We start from the raw sequence: 17,754 nt of genomic DNA, 5'->3' as shown, positions 1-17,754 counted from the left end.
GAAATGAAGGTTGGACTGATTGGTGGAACTGGATTTTATGATTTATTTGGCTCGTTGGATGAAAGAGTCATTGAAACAGAGTTTGGTCAAGTTACCCTTTTTCAAGGTGTGCATGAGGATAAAGACGTTTATTTTTTGCCGAGACATGGAACCACACATGGGGTTTTAGCACCATATGTCAATTATAAAGCGAATATGAAAGCCTTGAAATCAGTCGGTGTCGAACGGGTCTTGGCTGTATCGGCTGTTGGTTCGATCAACCCTGATATACCAATTGGAGATGTTTCGCTATTAGAACAGTTTGTTGATATGACAAAAAGAAGAGACCAAACATATGGGGAATTTTCAGCTGATATGACAGAACCTTTTTGCTTGGAGATGAATGAATCAGTAGTTACAGCTGCAAGCGTGTTGGACATCGCTCTCCACAAGGGAGTGACCCTTGTAGGAGTTGATGGACCAATCTATGAAACGCGGACTGAACTGCAGCTATTTGGTAAATGGGGGATGGATGTCGTAGGAATGACGAATACCACAGAGGCTGCGTTAGCTCGGGAACTTGGGCTTTGTTTTTCTGTCATAACATTATCAACGGACATGGCCACAGGTTTTGCGGATACACCTCCAAATCTCGAAACACACAGAAATGTCGCAGCGCAAAATAAAGAAAAGATGAAAAAGCTTGTATTGCAAGCAATATCCCATATCAAAACGAATCCTGAATGCAATTGTACAAAACCTTATAAGAATGCACTTGTCGCTTCTCAATGAAATGAAGGGGGAATGAGGTAATGAAGAAGATCGGCATAATTGGAGGAACCGGCTTTTACAACTTACTCGATGATATGAAGGAAAGTACCGTCAATACGGAATATGGGAAAGTGACGATTTTTCAAACCTTGTATGAGGGGAAAGAGGTCATCTTTCTTCCAAGGCATGGGAAGAATCATGATACACTTGCTCCGTTTGTCAATTATCGGGCGAACATCCTTGCATTGAAAGAGATGGGGGTTGATCGCATCCTTGCATTCTCAGCAGTCGGTGCAATCAATCCTGAAATCACCGAGGGAAGTTTATCTTTACTGGATCAATTCTTTGATTTTACGACACGTGAGAAGACCTATGGAAAATACTCCGTCGATATTACCGAACCTTTCTGTCCTGAGCTGAAGGAAACGTACACGGAAGCAGCGGCTGCCATTGACGAACCGCTTCATCAAGGAACCAAGCTGATTTGTGTCGACGGGCCGCGGTATGAAACGAAGGCGGAGGTGCAACTATTCGCGTCGTGGGGAATGGATGTCGTAGGAATGACGAATGCTACTGAAGCTTCCCTGGCAAGGGAGCTGGGCATTTGTTATGCGGTGGTCACGCTTGCGACCAATATGGCTCCTGGTGTTACTGAAAAGAAACCTTCGTTAAAGGCACATAAAGCAGTAAGTGAAAGTAAAAAGGAAACGGTAAAACAATTGATGTTAGAAGCGATCAAACGAGCTGGGGAAAGAAAAAGCTGTTCTTGTCCTGAAGCATACGAGAAGGCAGCACTGGCAAAAACGTGATCAATGGCTCATAAAATTTTGATCAAAAACCCGTTAATCATTTCAAATGAACCCTCTTTTGGGACACAGCCTGGTTCGGTTTTCGTTGAAGACCATCAGATCAGGCACATCCTGAATGAAGATGACTCTGAAGGATTGAAAAAGCTCGAAGAACAGGCGGATGAAATTTTAGACGCTCAAGACATGATCCTGATCCCTGGGATGGTGAACGCACATTATCATTCGTATACCAATATGCTGAAAGGCACTGTGAACAACCTTCCTCTCGAGTTATGGACACTTTATACGGTAGCGTATGGACATTCTCTGGAGGAAGAGGATATTTATTACGGTGTTTTGCTTGGGTGTATTGAAATGATGAAGTCGGGTGTAACAAGCTGTCTGGATCATTTTCCTCATATCAGGCATTCGGATGCTGCATTAAAAGCTTATGAAGAAGCTGGAATGCGTGTGGCTTTTGCCCCAATGATGCATGATGTGCCTGATGAGGACTTTTTCAACATCTCCATACCGAAAGAACGGAACACCTCTGAAAACAAAAGGGTGTCACCTGCTGAAATGAAGGCGTTTTATCTCAAACTCCTTTCAGAATGGCATGGGAAAGAGGGAAGGATTCACGTTCAGCTTGGACCGAATGCTCCTCAACGCTGTTCTTCTGACATGCTCAAGGTTTGCAAAGCGTTAAGCGAGAATGAAGAGTTACGGGTCCACATGCATTTACTTGAGACAAGGATGCAACGTAAACAGAGTCAACTTCATTATCCAGAAGGAATGATCACATACCTTAATGATGCAGGGCTGCTGAATGAAAAGCTATCTGTCGCTCATGGGGTATGGTTGAATCGGGATGAATTAGAGTTGCTGGCAGATCGCCAAGTATCGATTGTGCATAACCCTGCAAGTAATCTCTTGCTTGGTAGCGGGATCGCCTCCATACCTGCATTCTTGAAAATGGGTGGTAATGTTGCAATTGGTACGGATGGGTCTAACTGCGGAACGAACCATAATCTTTTTGAAGCTATGAGACTAGCTGTTCTGATCCACCGGGTGAATCAACCGTATTCCGATTGGATGACAGCAGAAGATGTCTTTCGAACTGCAACAACTTCTGGCGCCAGAATAATAGACAGTCATATTGGTAAAATCGAACAGTTCCACAAAGCGGATATGGTGCTACTAAATCGGAAGAATACGTTCATGACACCATTCAACGATCCTATTTCCCAGCTCGTCCATCAAGAGAGCGGGACTTCTGTCCATTCGGTAATGGTGAATGGCGGATGGACTGTTAAAAATAAAAAGCTCGTTTCATTGGATGAAAATCGAATTCTTAACGAAGTGCGGAAGAGAGCAGAAGGAATGTTCGAAAAATCCACAAAGCCGCTTGCGCGTGCTGAAAAATTGAGGCCGTATTTTAAACAGATCTTACCCGAATCCCAATTACCTCGAGAGGAGATCACACATGAATGAGATGCTATTGAAAAAGGAACTCGCCTATGTTTCTCATAAAGTCTATCAGCGTGGTTTAACCCAGGCCACAGGAGGAAACATCAGTGTCCGCTTGCCTGATCGGGATGCTATCCTCATCAAACGTTCAGGCGTCAGTCTAGGCGAAGTTTCACCTGAAGACGCACTCGTTTTATCAATGGATGGGGAGGTGCTTGAAGGGGCTGGAACACCATCAAAAGAGTTCCGGTTTCATTTAGGAATCTATCATTCTCGACCTGATGTGAATGCTGTTGTCCATTGCCATCCCAATTATGCAATCGGTTATGCCTGTCTGGGTAGGGAATTGCCGCTTCCGACGGTAACAGCAAGAAAAATCCTTGAACATGTCCCAGTCGCCGGTACAGCCCCTTCAGGTTCCCTGGAATTAGCAGAGAATGTAACACGTGTTTTCCAAACATATCCTGGAATCAAAGCCTGTTTGATGGAAGAACATGGAATCAGCGCAGTCGGTGATACGCTTGAAAAAGCATATAATATCGCAACATTGGTGGAAGATACCGCGAAGCAGTCCTTTATCCTTCAACAGTTGAAGAATAATATGCCGGAAGCTGTCTCGAATATCTAGGAGAGGGTGATCAACATGAAACAGATAGATGAAATGGTCTCGAGTTTTAGAGATCAAGAGCTCTTTTTGCCGATATGGTTTGAAAATGGCAATATTCATATCATCGATCAGAAGAAATTACCTTTTGCGGAAGAAATCCATTCGATTTCAGAGATTGAAGAACTTGCTTCCGCTATCAAAAATATGACAATCAGAGGATCTGGAGCGATTGGCACGTGTGGGGCATGGGGGCTTTACCTCGCTGCTCTCCAATCTGGTGGCGACAGGGAGACTGTTTTTCATGCAGGGACGATGTTGAAGATGACCCGCCCGACCGCTGTGAATCTAATGAAAACGGTCGATGAAATTTTAGATGCAATACAAGGAGCCGGACCAGACCTTATCCAACAGATTGAAATGAAAACCGTCGAAATCCTTGAACGGCAATTAGCCTTCGAGCACCAGTTAGGGGCTCACGGTGCTCAATTGATCGAAGACGGTGATGCCGTCCTGACCCATTGTCACTCAGGTGCTCTAGCAGGATCAGGTTATGGGGGACGAGCGTTATCTGTCATTCGTAAAGCATATGAGCAAGGGAAGGATATTCATGTATATACGTGTGAAACGCGGCCTTATTTGCAAGGGGCAAGAATTACAGCGTATGAGTTGAAAAAATTCGGGATCCCACATACGCTCCTCACAGATAACATGTCTGGTCATTGCATGAGTCAGGGGATGATTCAAAAAATCGTCGTCGGATCTGACCGTGTTGCTGCTAATGGTGACCTGGCGAATAAGGTGGGAACCTATATGCACGCACTCGCTGCAAAAGCCCACAACGTACCATTCTATACTGCTACTTCAAGTCATACGATTGATCACTCGATTCCATCTGGTCAGGAGATTGAGGTCGAATTCCGGGATGCTTCAGAAGTAACGTCTATCTACAATCAGCCGATTGCTCCAGAAGGGACGCATGCCTTATACCCATCCTTCGATATTACACCGAATGAATTGATTTCTGGGATCATCACTGAAAAAGGAGTCATGAAAGCCCCTTATCCAACCAGCTTACAAAATGTTCGGACAACCAACACCATAAGAGCATAGGGAGGAAGAAGAATGGATCAATCAACAATGTTACAACAAAAAAATGAGCAGCTTGGAGAAAGATTGAGAGAATACGGAACCATGATGGTCGCCTTTTCGGGAGGGGTGGATAGTGCCTTTCTTTTGGCGCGTGCACAACAGGAAGTAGGGGATAAGGTCCTGGCAGTAACAGCTGCATCTGAAACCTTTCCGCAAAGGGAATTCGATGCTGCTGTCAATCTAGCAAAAGAATTGCAAGTCCCTTATTTGACAATCGAAATAAAAGAATTCGAGAATGAAAACTTTGTTTCAAATCCTACGAACCGTTGCTACTTTTGCAGACAAGGTTTATTTGAGCGACTTACGGAGCTTGCAGAAGCGAAAGGTTATCCGTTCATCCTTGATGGGACGAATGCCAGCGATGCAGGTGATTATCGGCCAGGAATGAAGGCGACTCGAGAAAAAGGCGTCCGGAGTCCGCTTAAAGAAGCAGGTCTGACAAAGGAGGATATCCGTACTTTATCCAGAAAAATGGATTTGAAGACTTGGAATAAGCCTTCATTCGCCTGTCTTTCCTCTAGGATTCCATATGGCACTCGCATTACAGCTAAGAAAATCAACCAGCTTGATGAAGCCGAAAATTACTTATTGAACCTTGGCTTTTATGATGTCCGTGTCCGTCATCATGATCAGATTGCCCGGATAGAAGTCGGGGAGGAGGAGTTTGGTCTTGCTCTTCAGCATAAAGATAAAATCGATCAGAAGTTGAAAGAACTTGGGTTCATTTATGTGGCACTCGATCTTCAGGGATACCGGACTGGCCGCATGAATGATGTATTGAAGGTGAAAGCGCAATGAAGGATATTGAGGGCTTGCTTCAAAAAGTGCAGAACAAGGAAATCAGTATTTCCGAAGCTAAGGAACAATTAGAAGGAGGTAAGGATCTGAAATTTGCGACGCTCGATCTTGAGCGTGAAAAACGGACCGGTTTCCCTGAAGTGGTCTATGGGGAAGGGAAATCGAGCGAGCAGATCATTCTCATTTTAGAACGTCTTCAACTGACCTCAAAACGAGTGTTAGCCACGAGAGTAGATGTTCAAAAAGCGGAGGATATTTTATCAATTCTTCCTCACTACCGCTATAACAGTGAGGCGCGTACGTTATATTGGCAGCATGAATCGGAACCTGACTATAATTTTGAAGGATATATCGCAGTTGTATCCGCAGGCACTTCTGATTTACCTGTAGCTGAAGAGGCGGCCATCACTGCTGAAGCAATGGGGTGCAGGGTCAAACGGATCCATGATGTCGGTGTTGCAGGCATCCACCGTCTTTTCGATCAATTACCTGTGCTGGAGAACGCTTCCGCTATTGTTGTGGTTGCGGGAATGGAAGGCGCTTTGGGTAGTGTAGTTGGCGGTCTCGTGAAGAATCCTGTCATTGCTGTACCAACGAGTATTGGTTACGGAGCCAACTTTCAAGGGCTGTCCGCGTTATTATCGATGTTGAATGCATGTGCACCTGGAATCAGTACGGTCAATATTGATAATGGCTATGGCGGCGGGTATAATGCTGCATTGATCGCTTCTCTGATCAATAGGAAGGAGACGCTCACATCATGAAGATCTTATATTTTGATTGCTTTTCAGGCATCAGTGGAGATATGACCATTGGTGCCTTGCTTGACGCGGGTGCTAGCTTTGACTATTTGCAATCCGAATTGAAAAAGCTTGAACTTGAAGATGAATACGAATTGAAGCATCAAAAGGTCGTTAAGAACGGCATCTCATCTATTAAGTTTGATGTCATCTTACATAATCAGCATGAACATCACCACCATCATGAAGGTCATCATCATTCACATGAACATAGACATTATAGTGATATTACTAAACTGATTCAGGAAGCTGACTATAATGAGCGCGTCACTACCATGTGTCTGAAGGTCTTTGAATTGATCGCTCGTGCTGAAGCGAAGATCCATGACATGTCACTTGAAAAAGTCCACTTTCATGAAGTGGGGGCAGTCGATTCGATCATTGATATCGTCGGTACTGCTATATTGCTTGATCAGCTCGAGATTGACGAATTTGTTAGCGGTCCAATACCAGCTGGAAATGGGATGATCAAAATCGATCATGGAATCTATCCTGTCCCCGCTCCAGCAACGATGGAACTATTAAAAGGCATTCCATTGAAACAGACAACCATTGAAGGAGAGCTTACAACTCCAACCGGGGCAGGCTTTATAAAAGCCCTTTGCTCAAATTATAGTGGACTTCCTGAAATGAGGGTCGATCAAATTGGATATGGCGCGGGGACGAAAACATTTGATGATCATCCGAATGTTTTACGGATCATGATTGGGGAAAAGTCCTGAAAATGACGCATAACATTTACTAAAGGCCGATTTTTGAAGGAGGAAAAGATGCGTCCCCCATTGATAAGACCTTATTTGACGACGCTCAGTTTGACACCTGAGAACCAGGAAACGCCGATCAATTTTATAGATGGAGGCCATGTCGATAATCAATTGTTCTATAGAAGGAACCACTTTTCGTATCCAGGCATGACAAATGTGAATAATTGGTTTTTGGTTAATGGGCTTGTTGCTAATCCAAGGTGGTTTTCACTACAAGACCTGAGGGGGATGCCTTCTAAAACTTTTAATGTTGTGCTTGAATGTGCTGGGAACAAACGAAGTCTTTTTGAGCCGAAAACCCCAGGTGAACAGTGGGGCAAAGGTGCGATCAGCCAGGGATATTGGAAGGGGGTACCTTTAAGGGTGCTTTTGGAGCAGGCTGGGGTGATGGGGAATGCAAAAGAGATCGTTGTACAGGGGCACGACTTCGGTAAAAGAACAGATACCGATTCACTTCATTCCTTTACAAGAAGCTTACCAATCGAAAAAGCATGCCATCCTGATACCATCGTTGCCTATGAATATAATGGCGAACCCCTTCCACTTAAACATGGTTCCCCTTTAAGATTGATTGTCCCGCAGTGGTATGCAATGGCTTCCATAAAATGGCTCAGGCAAATCCGGGTGATCGATTTCAGTTATGAGGGTCCATTCCATTCCACCGATTATGTTTATTATCCGAATAAGGAAAATGACGAAGGAGCCTATCCGGTGACAACTATGAATGTGAATGCGACAATTCAGCAACCGTTGGATATGGATGTGAAGAATACTGGAAAGCACATGATTAAAGGCATTGCCTGGTCAGGCGAGGGACAGATCATCAAAGTGGAAATCAGTACCGACGGGGGGCGAACATGGGCTGAAGCTGATCTGATTAAAGAATCGGATGTTGGCTATGGTTGGACCAATTGGGTTTATGAATGGCATGCCGCTGAAAAAGGTGAATTTATGATACTGGCAAAAGCGACTGACTCCCAAAATCGAACGCAGCCCGCTGAGCCTTTTTGGAACAGGAAAGGCTACGGCTATAATGCGATTGAAATAATCACTGTAAAGATCGAATGAGATATGACGCAGCTGAGCGTAATTCCGAACGAAGGAATTACGTTTTTTTTTTTGCGTTTTTTACTCTCTTCATACCAAGTCTACACGTTCATTAGCTTGAAATTAACAGTCACAAGGGAAGTTTTTATGTTCTGCCCCGTGTTCGGACAAAGCATCGCTTGGTGAGCTTTTTTCTGTCCGAAGATGTCCCAGGTTCGGACAGAGTAGCGCTTGTTGGGCTCGTTCCTGTCCGAAGAAGCCGCAGGTACGGACAGAGTAATGCTAATTCCGGCTGCCGCCCCTGTCTCGAAAGACGTTGTTACGGGACAGCTATCCGCTTTTTTTCTTGCCCCTGTCCCGAAAGACGTTGTTACGGGACAGCTATCTGCTTTTTCCTCTTACCCCTGTCTCGAAAGACGTTGTTACGGGACAGCTATCCGCTTTTTCCCCTGACACCTGTCCCGAAAGACGTTGTTACGGGACAGCTAAACACTTTTCTTGCTCAGGCTCTCCAATAATCAACTGCTTCCAAGTTATCTCGGTTGAAATATTCTGAGTATTATGTATAATTCGATTCAATAGTTTTTTCCTAAAAGTTAAACCGTTGTGCTGAAACAATAACACGAGCGTCATTATGCAAAATCATTAATGAACGGGGAGAGATACATATGAATGCTACGATCACTACGATTTATGAGGAACTACGAGGGTTTTTAGATGATCATCAGGTTTCTACGAATGAAACGATTCTTGAGCAGCACAGTAAGGATGAATCCTATCATACACCGAGTCTACCAGACATTGTCGTCTTTCCAGAAACGACCGAACAAGTAAGTGCGATCGTTAAGGTGGCGGACAAGTATAACACGCCCATTGTTCCGTTTGGAATCGGATCTAGTTTGGAAGGTCATGTGATTCCATATGATAAAGGAATCTCGATCGATTTTTCCTTGATGAATAAAGTGCTTGAAGTGAGGGAGAAGGATTTCCTCGTCAAAGTCCAGCCCGGTGTCACACGGAACCAGCTCAATAAAGAACTGAAAAAATACGGTCTGTTTTTTACGGTGGACCCAGGTGCAGATGCGACACTCGGCGGTATGGCAGCGACAAATGCAAGTGGTACAACATCAGTAAAATATGGGGTCATGCGCGATCAGGTGCGTAATTTGGAAGTCGTTTTACCTGATGGAGAAATCATGCACACTGGTAATCTAGCGCAAAAGTCGTCGTCCGGCTATAACTTGAACAGTCTTTTTGTCGGTTCGGAAGGTACGTTAGGCTGTATTACCGAGTTGACGTTACGAGTGTATGGAATACCTGAGCATATTGCAGCGGCCAGAGCAGCGTTTCCGACGGTAGATGATGCTGTTGAAGCGGTGGTATCCATCTTACAAGCAGGCATTCCGATTGCACGTGTTGAGCTTGTCGATGAGCATTCCATCACCCAAGTGAATCGCTTCAGTGAAACGGATTATAAAGAAAAACCTACTTTGTTTTTAGAATTTCATGGTAACGAGCAGGGTCTCAATCATGATATCGAGTTTACAAGAGAGATTGTTGAAGACCATGGATGTGAAGAGGTTCATTTTGAAGAGGATAATGCAGCTCGAAATAAGCTATGGGAAGCGCGCCACAATCTTGCTTATGCTTATATGCACTTGAACCCTGGGAAAAAACATATGGTCACAGATGTCTGTGTTCCGATCACAGAGCTGGCAGGTGCGATCAAATTCGCCCGAAAAAGGATTGAAGAGCTTGGTCTTCTTGGTGGGATCCTCGGCCATGTCGGCGATGGGAATTATCATACATCTTTGATGATCGATATGGATGATCCTGAAGAGATGAAAAGTGCTGCGCAGTTCAATGAGGAAATTGTTGAATACGCCTTAGAACGTGGCGGCACTTGTACAGGTGAACATGGAGTCGGGATCGGCAAAATGAAATACCAGCAACGCGAGCATGGGAAAGCATTCAGTGTCATGGAAAAGATTAAATTAGCGCTGGATCCTCATGAAATCATGAATCCGAATAAACTTGTGCATACGAAAAGGAGGAGCCTATGAAACTACTAGAATCGATCAGCAATCTTGCAGGTAAATATTTTGCAGCTTGGGTCATTGCTGTTGCACTAATCGCCTATTTTATACCGGATCCGTTCCTGGGATTAGGGAATTATATCACGATCCTGTTAGGGGTTGTGATGTTCGGAATGGGATTGACGTTAAAACCAGTTGATTTCAAACTGGTGCTTAAAAAGCCGGTTCCGGTCATTATTGGGGTGGCAGCACAATTCATCATCATGCCACTAATCGCCTTAGCGCTTGCTTTTATCATGAATTTACCGGCGGAATTAGCGGCAGGACTGGTGTTGCTTGGCTCGGTTCCAGGCGGGACAGCTTCGAACGTGATGGTTTATTTGGCAAAGGGGAATCTGGCACTGTCAGTTGCGATGACCTCCTTGTCTACGATGCTGGCTCCACTTTTAACCCCTGTGATCCTGTTGGCACTCGCAGGTCAATGGTTACCGGTCGACCCAGTGGCTATGTTCGTATCAATCGTCCAAGTGATCATAGTACCGATTACGCTAGGGATCATCATAAGAAGGTTCTTTCCAACCACTGTTCAAAAAAGTACATCTGTCATTCCATTGATTTCGGTTATCGCGATCATCGTCATTGTTTCTGCCGTTGTTTCAATGAATGTCGAAAGTATCGCTACTTCTGGACTCTTGATCTTTACAGCAGTGTTGATTCATAATTTGCTAGGATTGACACTCGGGTATATGGCGGCACGGATGATGAGGTTGGATGAAAGTAAAAGAAGAGCGATTTCAATTGAAGTAGGGATGCAGAACTCAGGTCTTGGGGTTGCCCTGGCGACGGCGCACTTCGGTCCGCTTGCTGCATTGCCTAATGTCATCGCTGCGGTTTGGCACAATATCTCAGGACCGATCCTTGCCACAATCTGGTCCAAGAAACCAGTTGAGCAGGATACGGGAATAGATTCTACTACTAGCATTAAAAAACGCGTTCAAAACACTGGAAGTTGAGATTGATTACCTGAGGTTGGCCACATAGTGGAAGTCGCTTGCTTAATCAAAACATAAATCAAGATGATCGCGACATTCACTCAATAAAAAAGAATCCAGAAGCACCCACCGAACCCACCGATTCTTTTTTACTATAAAAGACTCGTTGTTTAAGAGTTTCTTCATGCGAAGAAACTCTTATTTTTTGTTTTTATACAAAAGTATCATAGCGATTCGAAAACAGGTCGGGTATGATAAATGAATATAATGAAAATTCAGTATATTTGTCGATCGTCAAACTTTCTGAAGGAGTGAGGATATGTCGATTAATCGTGGACGTTTACAGGATCATCTTAACCAGCTGGCTGAAATAGGGAAAATCGGTGAGACAGGTGTCTGTCGCCTAGCTCATTCCAAAGAAGACAGACAAGCTGTCGACGTTGTCCGCCAATGGATGGAAGAAGCGGGATTGAGGACTAGGATTGATGGATTCGGCAACTTGATCGGTCGTCTGGAAGGACAGGATAATGACAAACCGATATTGATATTAGGCTCTCATATTGATTCACAGCCGTATGGCGGCCGTTTTGATGGTACTGCAGGTTCGCTCGGTGCAATTGAAGTCGTACATACGATGAACGATAACGGGATTGTCCCTGAGCGGACTATTGAGGTTATTTGTTTTTCCGATGAAGAGGGGTGTCGCTTCAACAAAGGTGTCTTTGGCGTTCGGGCATTGACCGGATTATTGGAGGAAGGCGAGCTTGATAGGAAAGATCAGGACGGTATGACTAGACGAGAAGCGTTGAAAGAATTCGGCGTCGAACCTGACCTATCCGCAAGCCCTGTCTACAAGGAGGGGGAGATTGAGGCTTTCATCGAACTGCATATCGAGCAAGGTCCTGTTCTCGAAGCACAAGAGAAACCGGTTGGGTTGACGGTGACCCTTGAAGGGTTCGCAGGCCATGCGGGGTCTGTTCCTATGAATTTAAGGCAAGATGCGCTAGTCGGTGCTTCTGAAATCATCCGCCAATTCAACGACCTGGTGAGAAAAGAAGGCACGGAGACAACAGTCGGCACTGTCGGAAATTTGAACGTTTTCCCGAATTCGAGAAATATCATTCCGGAAAAAGTGGCGTTTACGATCGATCTTCGCGACATTGATCTTGAAAGACGCACTGCCCTCGAGAAAAAACTCTATCAAATCATTGAAAAAACAGCGTCCGAGAAAAAACTGAAAGTTGAAATTAACGAAGATACCAGAAGTGATCCAAGATATTGTGCTGATTGGATAAAAACGATCATGAAAGAAGAAGACGCAAACCTTGGATTTGACTCACCAGTATTGATGAGTGGTCCGTTCCATGATGCGTTATTCATGTCCTACATCAGCGATTACGGGATGATTTTTGTCCGGTGTGAAAAGGGCATCAGCCACAACCCATTGGAGTTTGCCGAAATGGATGACATTGAAAAAGGAGTCAAATTGTTGTATCAAACAGCGTTACGTATCTCACAGTCCTAACGTTCAGGGAGTGATTTTTTGAAAGCGACCAAAGCACTTTTTAATGGTGAAGTGATTACGGTAGATGCTCAATTTTCTGTGCATGAAGCAGTGGCGATATATGAAAACCATATCCTCTCTGTCGGCACAAATGAAAAGATCCTGGCGATCACAGATGAGAACACGGAAATCATTGACCTGGGAGGGCGGAGCCTGTTGCCTGGTTTCATCGATGCTCACGCCCATCTTGAACTTTATGGCACCAACAGATTAGGTGTGAATGGAAAAGATGTGAAGGATATAAAGGAGCTCCAGACCCGACTGAAGAAAGCAGCCGAATCGACTCCGAGTGGGGAATGGGTACGCGGTTGGGGATATAATCAGAACAATTTGGCAGAAGGGAGACATTTAACGCGCTGGGACCTTGATGAGGTTTCTACGGAACATCCGATTATTGTTGTGAGAACATGCGGTCATATCTCGTGTGTTAATTCAAAAGCCCTTGAGCTGGCTGGTATTGATGCTGGAAAAGCAGATCCTCCAGGCGGGAAGTACGTCAGGAAGAACGGGGAATTGAATGGACTGCTGTTAGAAGCAGCTCACATGGAAATGTTCCTTTTGGCCAACTACTCGGAAACGGAAATTCTGAAAGGGTTGGAACTGGCTTCTCAAGACTATCTCGCAGCTGGGATAACAAGTGTTCATGATGCAGGTGGGTACGGACCGGATCATATTCGCCATCTTCACAATGCAGTTCAATTGAAAAAAGTGAAGCAGCGTGTCTGTGCGCTGTATGGTTCATTAAAAGATTCCCCGGAAATGGTGGAAAAAGGGTTGGAAAGCGGTATGGTGACAGGGCTTGGTGATGAGTGGTTCAAGATCGGTCCTGCGAAAGTTTTCATTGACGGAAGCAGCAGCGGTCCGACTGCGAAAACACGTGAACCTTATACAAGTGATCCTGAAGATTCTGGAATTTTATATCTGAACCAACATGATTTAGATATCATTTTGGGCAAAGCGAACGAAAAGGGCTGGCAAATCACCGCACATGCAATCGGGGATCTAGCGGTGGAAATGATGGTTGAAGCGATCGATACTGCACTTGAAAATCATCCCCACTCTGACCACAGGCACAGAATTGAACATGCAGGAATGACACCTCCAGATCTAGTGGAGAAGTTGAAAGCCTTAGAAATTGTCCCGATTCCGAATCCTGCGTTCGTATATGAATTCGGGGATGGTTATATCAAGGATTACGGTGAACGCGTCCATACAATGTTTCCACTAAAAAGCTTTGTCGAGAACAAAATTCCGTTTGCAATCGGTTCTGATAGTCCGATAACGACCTTCAATCCGCTATATGGTATACATGCAGCTGTCAATCGTCAAAGTAAAACCGGTAACCCAGTCGGTGATACTGAAAAGATAACTGTAGAAGAAGCGATAAAAGCCTATACGTGGTATGGCGCATACGCCAGTTATGAAGATCATATTAAAGGCAGTATCGAAGTAGGGAAGCTGGCTGATCTTGTCGTGCTTAATGAATCCATATTGGATTGTGAAGAGGACCGATTGAAAGATATGAAAGTGGATATGACAGTTCTTGATGGAGAAATACTTGTTTTTAAATCACTGAAGGAGGCTGTTCAATGACAAAAAGGAAATTCACTACGATCTACTGTCTTTCTCTACTCGTTCCTCTGCTCTTATTGCTTTTTCCGATGTTTTCATTAGGAAATCGGGCGACGCCAATGGTGATTGGTCTTCCTTTCTCCGTGTTCTGGGTGATTTTGTGGATCATCATCGCTTTCTTGATCGTACTTGTTTTATATAGGATCGACCCAGATAAAGATGAAAAGGGGGGGAACTAGATGGCAGACTGGCAAATTGCAATGATCATGATGATCGGTTATTTGTTCGTTGCCCTGGTGATCGGTGTGATGGCTGGGAGAGGCCAAGACAAAGGTTCATTAAATGAGTTTGCAGTAGCAGGAGGGAAACTCGGCCTTATCGTCATGTGGTTCCTGATGGGAGGCGCGGTTTTCAGTGCCTTTTCATTTCTTGGCGCTCCTGGCTGGGCATATTCCAAGGGTGCTCCTGCACTTTATATTCTGACTTATACCGCATTCGCCATCCTGCCGTGGTATATCATCGGCCCGAAAATCGGGAAGATCGGAAGGAAATATAATATTTATACCGTTTCTGGTTTCTTGAAAAAAAGGTACGGAGGCAGATTGCTTCCAATTTTGATCGGTTTGATCGCCTTGCTCGCTTCGATCCAGTATCTAGCCACCCAGATGAAAGGGATGGCCTATATTTTCAACATCATGACGGAAGGCCGAATCCCGTTTTGGCTTGGAGCTTTATTGTCCTATGGAATTGTTGTTGTCTATGTGGCAACCGGTGGGCTGAGGGCTGCCGCCTGGTCCGATGTTTTCCAGGGGCTGTTGATGATCATCATTTCATGGGTGGTCGGACTTGCGATCGTCAAACAATTACACAGCAGTGTTTCAGGCATGTTTACGAATATCAACGAAACGAGTCCCGGTTTTCTTGAAATCGGAAATGCGGGATCCACCATGTCACCAATGGCTTATACGACGACCATCCTCGTTTCTTTGATCGGCTTTTTGATGTGGCCCCATCTCTTTTCGAAATCCTATGCTTCTAACGCGCGTACAATCAAGAAAACGGTATTGATCTATCCCGTATTTGCATTGTTTCTGATTCCGCTTCTGTTGGTTGGCTTTGCGGCTGTGAATGTGGTCAATCCATCTGAACTCGGATCGCCTGATGAAATCCTTCCTTATTTGATTACGGCAGCCCTAAGTCTCCCGGGCTGGATTTATGGACTTGTCGGTGCCGGCGCTTTGGCTGCTGCCATGTCAACGGCTGATGCGATTACGCACAGTGCTTCTCTTGAGTTTACAGACGGAGTCATCAAGAATGTGAAAACGGATATATCAGATAAAAGTACGTTGCTGATCATGCGGGTCGGAATATTTGTCATCGGAGCACTAGCATACTTCATCACTGTCTTTGGAGGACAAGGCCTGATCGCATTGCTTCTAGGAGCGTATGGATCCATCGTCCAATTTGCTCCAGGGGTATATGGTGCGTTGTATTCCAAACGGGCCACAGCACCAGCCATCATTGCCGGTTTGATCGTAGGTACCGTCGTCAACTATTATTATCAGCTTGTAGCGCCGGCAACACCATTGGATATCCATGCTGGAATACTAGGGTTGATTTGTAACGTCGTCATCGTCATCATCGTCAGTGCCCTGACACATGTGAAAGACGTCAAGATCGCTGAAGACTATCGGAAAATCGGATGAGTTATTCAAAACCATTTTTGATGTTGTAGGGATAATTCTGGAGTTGTAGAGATAATCCTAGAGTTGTAGAGATAATCCTAGAGTTGTAGAGATAATTTGATAATTTTAGAATTGTAGCGTTTTGGCATTAAGTTGTAGAGATAATCAACACTGATAACGCAATAAATCTTAAAAATAAACAAAATTGAAGACTGACAATAGTCAGTCTTTTTCCTTAATTTGCCCAGAATGAAATCCTCCCTTAAAAATGCTAAAATACATCGTAGAATCTATAAAATCAAGCAGTTTTCCATAGAAAAGGTGTTTTTGATGAAAAAATATATTGTAGTCGGAGCGGGGATTCTCGGTGCTTCGACGGCTTATCATCTGGCGAAGGCTGGAGCAAAAGTGATTGTAGTTGACCGCAAAGACCCAGGACAAGCGACTGAAGCGGCTGCAGGGATCGTCTGCCCCTGGCTTTCACAGCGTCGGAATAAAGCCTGGTACCGTCTGGTCAAAGGAGGTGCGAGGTATTACCCTGCACTGATCAAGGACCTGGAAGCTGATGGTGAGACGAATACGGGATACAGCCGTGTTGGGGCAATCAGTCTACATACGGATGAGAATAAATTAGATAAGATGGCCGAACGAGCATTGAAACGAAGGGAGGATGCTCCTGATATCGGGGAAGTCACCCGGTTGACTCCTGCTCAGACGAAAGCCCTTTTCCCACCGTTATCTGAGGATTATGCATCCGTCCATGTCAGTGGTGCAGCACGTGTGAATGGTGGCGCCTTAAGGAAGGCATTGATCCAAGCTGCCGAAAAAAATGGAGCGACAACCTTAAATGGTGATGCCGAACTTATTCATAAAGGAAACAGGGTAACCGGCGTAAAAGTGAAGGGCCAGGCAATTGATGCTGATCAAGTGATCCTCACGACTGGTGCGTGGTCGCAGGAACTTCTGCAACCATTGGGGTGGAAATTCGAACTCTACTCGCAAAGAGCTCAGATCATGCATCTGGAAATCCCGGATACCCAAACGAGCGGATGGCCCGTTGTGATGCCTCCCAATAACCAATACCTTCTCAGTTTTGACGACGGAAGAATCGTGGTAGGAGCAACACATGAAGATGAGGTCGGCTTTGATCGTCGCGTAACTGCTGGGGGAATCCGAGAGATTTTGGATAAAGCGCTTGATGTGGCACCCGGATTGAACGATAGTACCATCCTTGAGATGAGAGTTGGCTTCCGCCCGTTCACCCCAGGATTTCTGCCAATCATCGGTCCAGTGCCAAAAGTAGAAGGCTTATTGCTTGCCAATGGGCTCGGCGCATCAGGCCTTACCAGCGGCCCTTATTTAGGTTCGGAACTTGCTAAACTGGCTCTTGGAAAAAAACTTGAGCTTAATCTTGATGACTACGATGTAGCCGGTGCTTTATCCAAGCTGCAATAAGTGATAATAAGAAAGGCTCTTTTCTAAAAGATTGTTGCTTTTGAGTCATTCTTAAGAACTCATCTTGTGCAAGTTGATTGGAGTGCAAGGTGCGAGACTCCAGCGGGATCAGCGTGCCTACTACCTGAATAATCTCCTCGCAAGGCATGCGACGAGGAAGCTCACTTCGACAGGACTTTCTTGTAGACGCAGGAGCACAAATGCTTCCTTGAAACGGAGACTCCTGAGGTCGCAAAGCGACGAGTGGGCTCACCGCACGCCCCGCGGAAAGCGAGCATCC

17 protein-coding genes are annotated in these 17,754 nt (G+C 45.0%); 16 read left to right on the top strand and 1 reads right to left on the bottom strand.

The window, feature by feature from the left end; translation table 11 throughout:
• Positions 1-3: 3 nt before the first annotated feature.
• The 16 genes from ACTWQL_RS00870 (at position 4) to ACTWQL_RS00795 (ending at position 17,474) form a co-directional block, all read left to right on the top strand.
• On the top strand, positions 4-771 hold the full coding sequence (locus tag ACTWQL_RS00870) for an MTAP family purine nucleoside phosphorylase (protein WP_443140553.1): 768 nt from the start codon (positions 4-6) through the stop codon (positions 769-771).
• Between the two features lie 20 nt (positions 772-791).
• Positions 792-1,559: an MTAP family purine nucleoside phosphorylase gene (locus tag ACTWQL_RS00865; RefSeq protein WP_443140552.1), complete on the top strand. Its 768-nt coding sequence runs from the start codon at positions 792-794 to the stop codon at positions 1,557-1,559.
• A gap of 3 nt (positions 1,560-1,562) precedes the next feature.
• Positions 1,563-3,029, top strand: a complete 1,467-nt coding sequence (locus ACTWQL_RS00860) for an amidohydrolase family protein (protein ID WP_443140551.1) — start codon at positions 1,563-1,565, stop codon at positions 3,027-3,029.
• Positions 3,022-3,633 carry a class II aldolase/adducin family protein gene (locus ACTWQL_RS00855; RefSeq protein WP_443140550.1) on the top strand — a complete coding sequence of 204 codons (612 nt, stop codon included), beginning with the start codon at positions 3,022-3,024 and terminating at the stop codon, positions 3,631-3,633. Before ACTWQL_RS00860 ends, ACTWQL_RS00855 begins: the two co-directional genes overlap by 8 nt.
• A gap of 15 nt (positions 3,634-3,648) precedes the next feature.
• Entirely contained in the window at positions 3,649-4,722 is a 1,074-nt protein-coding gene (gene mtnA / locus ACTWQL_RS00850; RefSeq protein WP_443140549.1) for an S-methyl-5-thioribose-1-phosphate isomerase, read from the top strand.
• A 12-nt stretch (positions 4,723-4,734) separates the two neighbouring features.
• Entirely contained in the window at positions 4,735-5,559 is an 825-nt protein-coding gene (larE, locus tag ACTWQL_RS00845; protein ID WP_443140548.1) for an ATP-dependent sacrificial sulfur transferase LarE, read from the top strand.
• Positions 5,556-6,323 (top strand): nickel pincer cofactor biosynthesis protein LarB, encoded by a 768-nt coding sequence (gene larB / locus ACTWQL_RS00840; protein WP_443140547.1) that lies wholly within the window; start codon positions 5,556-5,558, stop codon positions 6,321-6,323. Before larE ends, larB begins: the two co-directional genes overlap by 4 nt.
• Positions 6,320-7,081, top strand: coding sequence for a nickel pincer cofactor biosynthesis protein LarC (gene larC, locus ACTWQL_RS00835; RefSeq protein WP_443140546.1), 762 nt, complete (start codon positions 6,320-6,322; stop codon positions 7,079-7,081). The genes larB and larC overlap by 4 nt, the downstream gene beginning before the upstream one ends.
• A gap of 48 nt (positions 7,082-7,129) precedes the next feature.
• Complete coding sequence (locus ACTWQL_RS00830; protein WP_443140545.1) at positions 7,130-8,191, top strand: sulfite oxidase; 1,062 nt, start codon at positions 7,130-7,132, stop codon at positions 8,189-8,191.
• A gap of 647 nt (positions 8,192-8,838) precedes the next feature.
• The gene (locus tag ACTWQL_RS00825; protein ID WP_443140544.1) at positions 8,839-10,233 is read left to right on the top strand and encodes an FAD-binding oxidoreductase; all 1,395 of its coding nucleotides are present in this window, start codon (positions 8,839-8,841) and stop codon (positions 10,231-10,233) included.
• Complete coding sequence (locus ACTWQL_RS00820; protein ID WP_443140543.1) at positions 10,230-11,219, top strand: bile acid:sodium symporter family protein; 990 nt, start codon at positions 10,230-10,232, stop codon at positions 11,217-11,219. Before ACTWQL_RS00825 ends, ACTWQL_RS00820 begins: the two co-directional genes overlap by 4 nt.
• A 298-nt stretch (positions 11,220-11,517) precedes the next feature.
• Entirely contained in the window at positions 11,518-12,723 is a 1,206-nt protein-coding gene (locus ACTWQL_RS00815) for a M20 family metallo-hydrolase (RefSeq protein ID WP_443140542.1), read from the top strand.
• Between the two features lie 18 nt (positions 12,724-12,741).
• Positions 12,742-14,355 carry an amidohydrolase gene (locus ACTWQL_RS00810; protein ID WP_443140541.1) on the top strand — a complete coding sequence of 538 codons (1,614 nt, stop codon included), beginning with the start codon at positions 12,742-12,744 and terminating at the stop codon, positions 14,353-14,355.
• Entirely contained in the window at positions 14,352-14,573 is a 222-nt protein-coding gene (locus ACTWQL_RS00805) for a DUF3311 domain-containing protein (protein ID WP_443140540.1), read from the top strand. The genes ACTWQL_RS00810 and ACTWQL_RS00805 overlap by 4 nt, the downstream gene beginning before the upstream one ends.
• Complete coding sequence (locus ACTWQL_RS00800; RefSeq protein WP_443140539.1) at positions 14,574-16,040, top strand: sodium:solute symporter family protein; 1,467 nt, start codon at positions 14,574-14,576, stop codon at positions 16,038-16,040.
• A 309-nt stretch (positions 16,041-16,349) separates the two neighbouring features.
• On the top strand, positions 16,350-17,474 hold the full coding sequence (locus ACTWQL_RS00795; protein ID WP_443140538.1) for an NAD(P)/FAD-dependent oxidoreductase: 1,125 nt from the start codon (positions 16,350-16,352) through the stop codon (positions 17,472-17,474).
• On the opposite strand, the gene ACTWQL_RS00790 is transcribed toward ACTWQL_RS00795, so the two are convergent.
• Complete coding sequence (locus ACTWQL_RS00790; RefSeq protein WP_443140537.1) at positions 17,425-17,622, bottom strand: hypothetical protein; 198 nt, start codon at positions 17,620-17,622, stop codon at positions 17,425-17,427. The two genes, ACTWQL_RS00795 and ACTWQL_RS00790, sit on opposite strands and share 50 nt — an antisense overlap.
• Positions 17,623-17,754 lie beyond the last annotated feature (132 nt).

The organism is Pseudalkalibacillus sp. R45, from assembly GCF_052246725.1.
Taxonomy (GTDB): Bacteria; Bacillota; Bacilli; order Bacillales; family Fictibacillaceae; genus Pseudalkalibacillus.
Note: the sequence above shows the minus strand (reverse complement) of the source record. Positions and strands in the feature narration are given on the sequence as shown.

Excerpts from the sequence above, each read along its gene's own strand:
- ACTWQL_RS00870 (WP_443140553.1), top strand. The coding sequence starts at position 4 with ATGAAGGTTGGACTGATTGGTGGAACTGGATTTTATGATTTATTTGGC.
- ACTWQL_RS00865 (WP_443140552.1), top strand. The coding sequence starts at position 792 with ATGAAGAAGATCGGCATAATTGGAGGAACCGGCTTTTACAACTTACTC.
- ACTWQL_RS00860 (WP_443140551.1), top strand. The coding sequence starts at position 1,563 with ATGGCTCATAAAATTTTGATCAAAAACCCGTTAATCATTTCAAATGAA.
- ACTWQL_RS00855 (WP_443140550.1), top strand. The coding sequence starts at position 3,022 with ATGAATGAGATGCTATTGAAAAAGGAACTCGCCTATGTTTCTCATAAA.
- mtnA (WP_443140549.1), top strand. The coding sequence starts at position 3,649 with ATGAAACAGATAGATGAAATGGTCTCGAGTTTTAGAGATCAAGAGCTC.
- larE (WP_443140548.1), top strand. The coding sequence starts at position 4,735 with ATGGATCAATCAACAATGTTACAACAAAAAAATGAGCAGCTTGGAGAA.
- larB (WP_443140547.1), top strand. The coding sequence starts at position 5,556 with ATGAAGGATATTGAGGGCTTGCTTCAAAAAGTGCAGAACAAGGAAATC.
- larC (WP_443140546.1), top strand. The coding sequence starts at position 6,320 with ATGAAGATCTTATATTTTGATTGCTTTTCAGGCATCAGTGGAGATATG.
- ACTWQL_RS00830 (WP_443140545.1), top strand. The coding sequence starts at position 7,130 with ATGCGTCCCCCATTGATAAGACCTTATTTGACGACGCTCAGTTTGACA.
- ACTWQL_RS00825 (WP_443140544.1), top strand. The coding sequence starts at position 8,839 with ATGAATGCTACGATCACTACGATTTATGAGGAACTACGAGGGTTTTTA.
- ACTWQL_RS00820 (WP_443140543.1), top strand. The coding sequence starts at position 10,230 with ATGAAACTACTAGAATCGATCAGCAATCTTGCAGGTAAATATTTTGCA.
- ACTWQL_RS00815 (WP_443140542.1), top strand. The coding sequence starts at position 11,518 with ATGTCGATTAATCGTGGACGTTTACAGGATCATCTTAACCAGCTGGCT.
- ACTWQL_RS00805 (WP_443140540.1), top strand. The coding sequence starts at position 14,352 with ATGACAAAAAGGAAATTCACTACGATCTACTGTCTTTCTCTACTCGTT.
- ACTWQL_RS00800 (WP_443140539.1), top strand. The coding sequence starts at position 14,574 with ATGGCAGACTGGCAAATTGCAATGATCATGATGATCGGTTATTTGTTC.
- ACTWQL_RS00795 (WP_443140538.1), top strand. The coding sequence starts at position 16,350 with ATGAAAAAATATATTGTAGTCGGAGCGGGGATTCTCGGTGCTTCGACG.
- ACTWQL_RS00790 (WP_443140537.1), bottom strand. The coding sequence starts at position 17,622 with ATGCCTTGCGAGGAGATTATTCAGGTAGTAGGCACGCTGATCCCGCTG.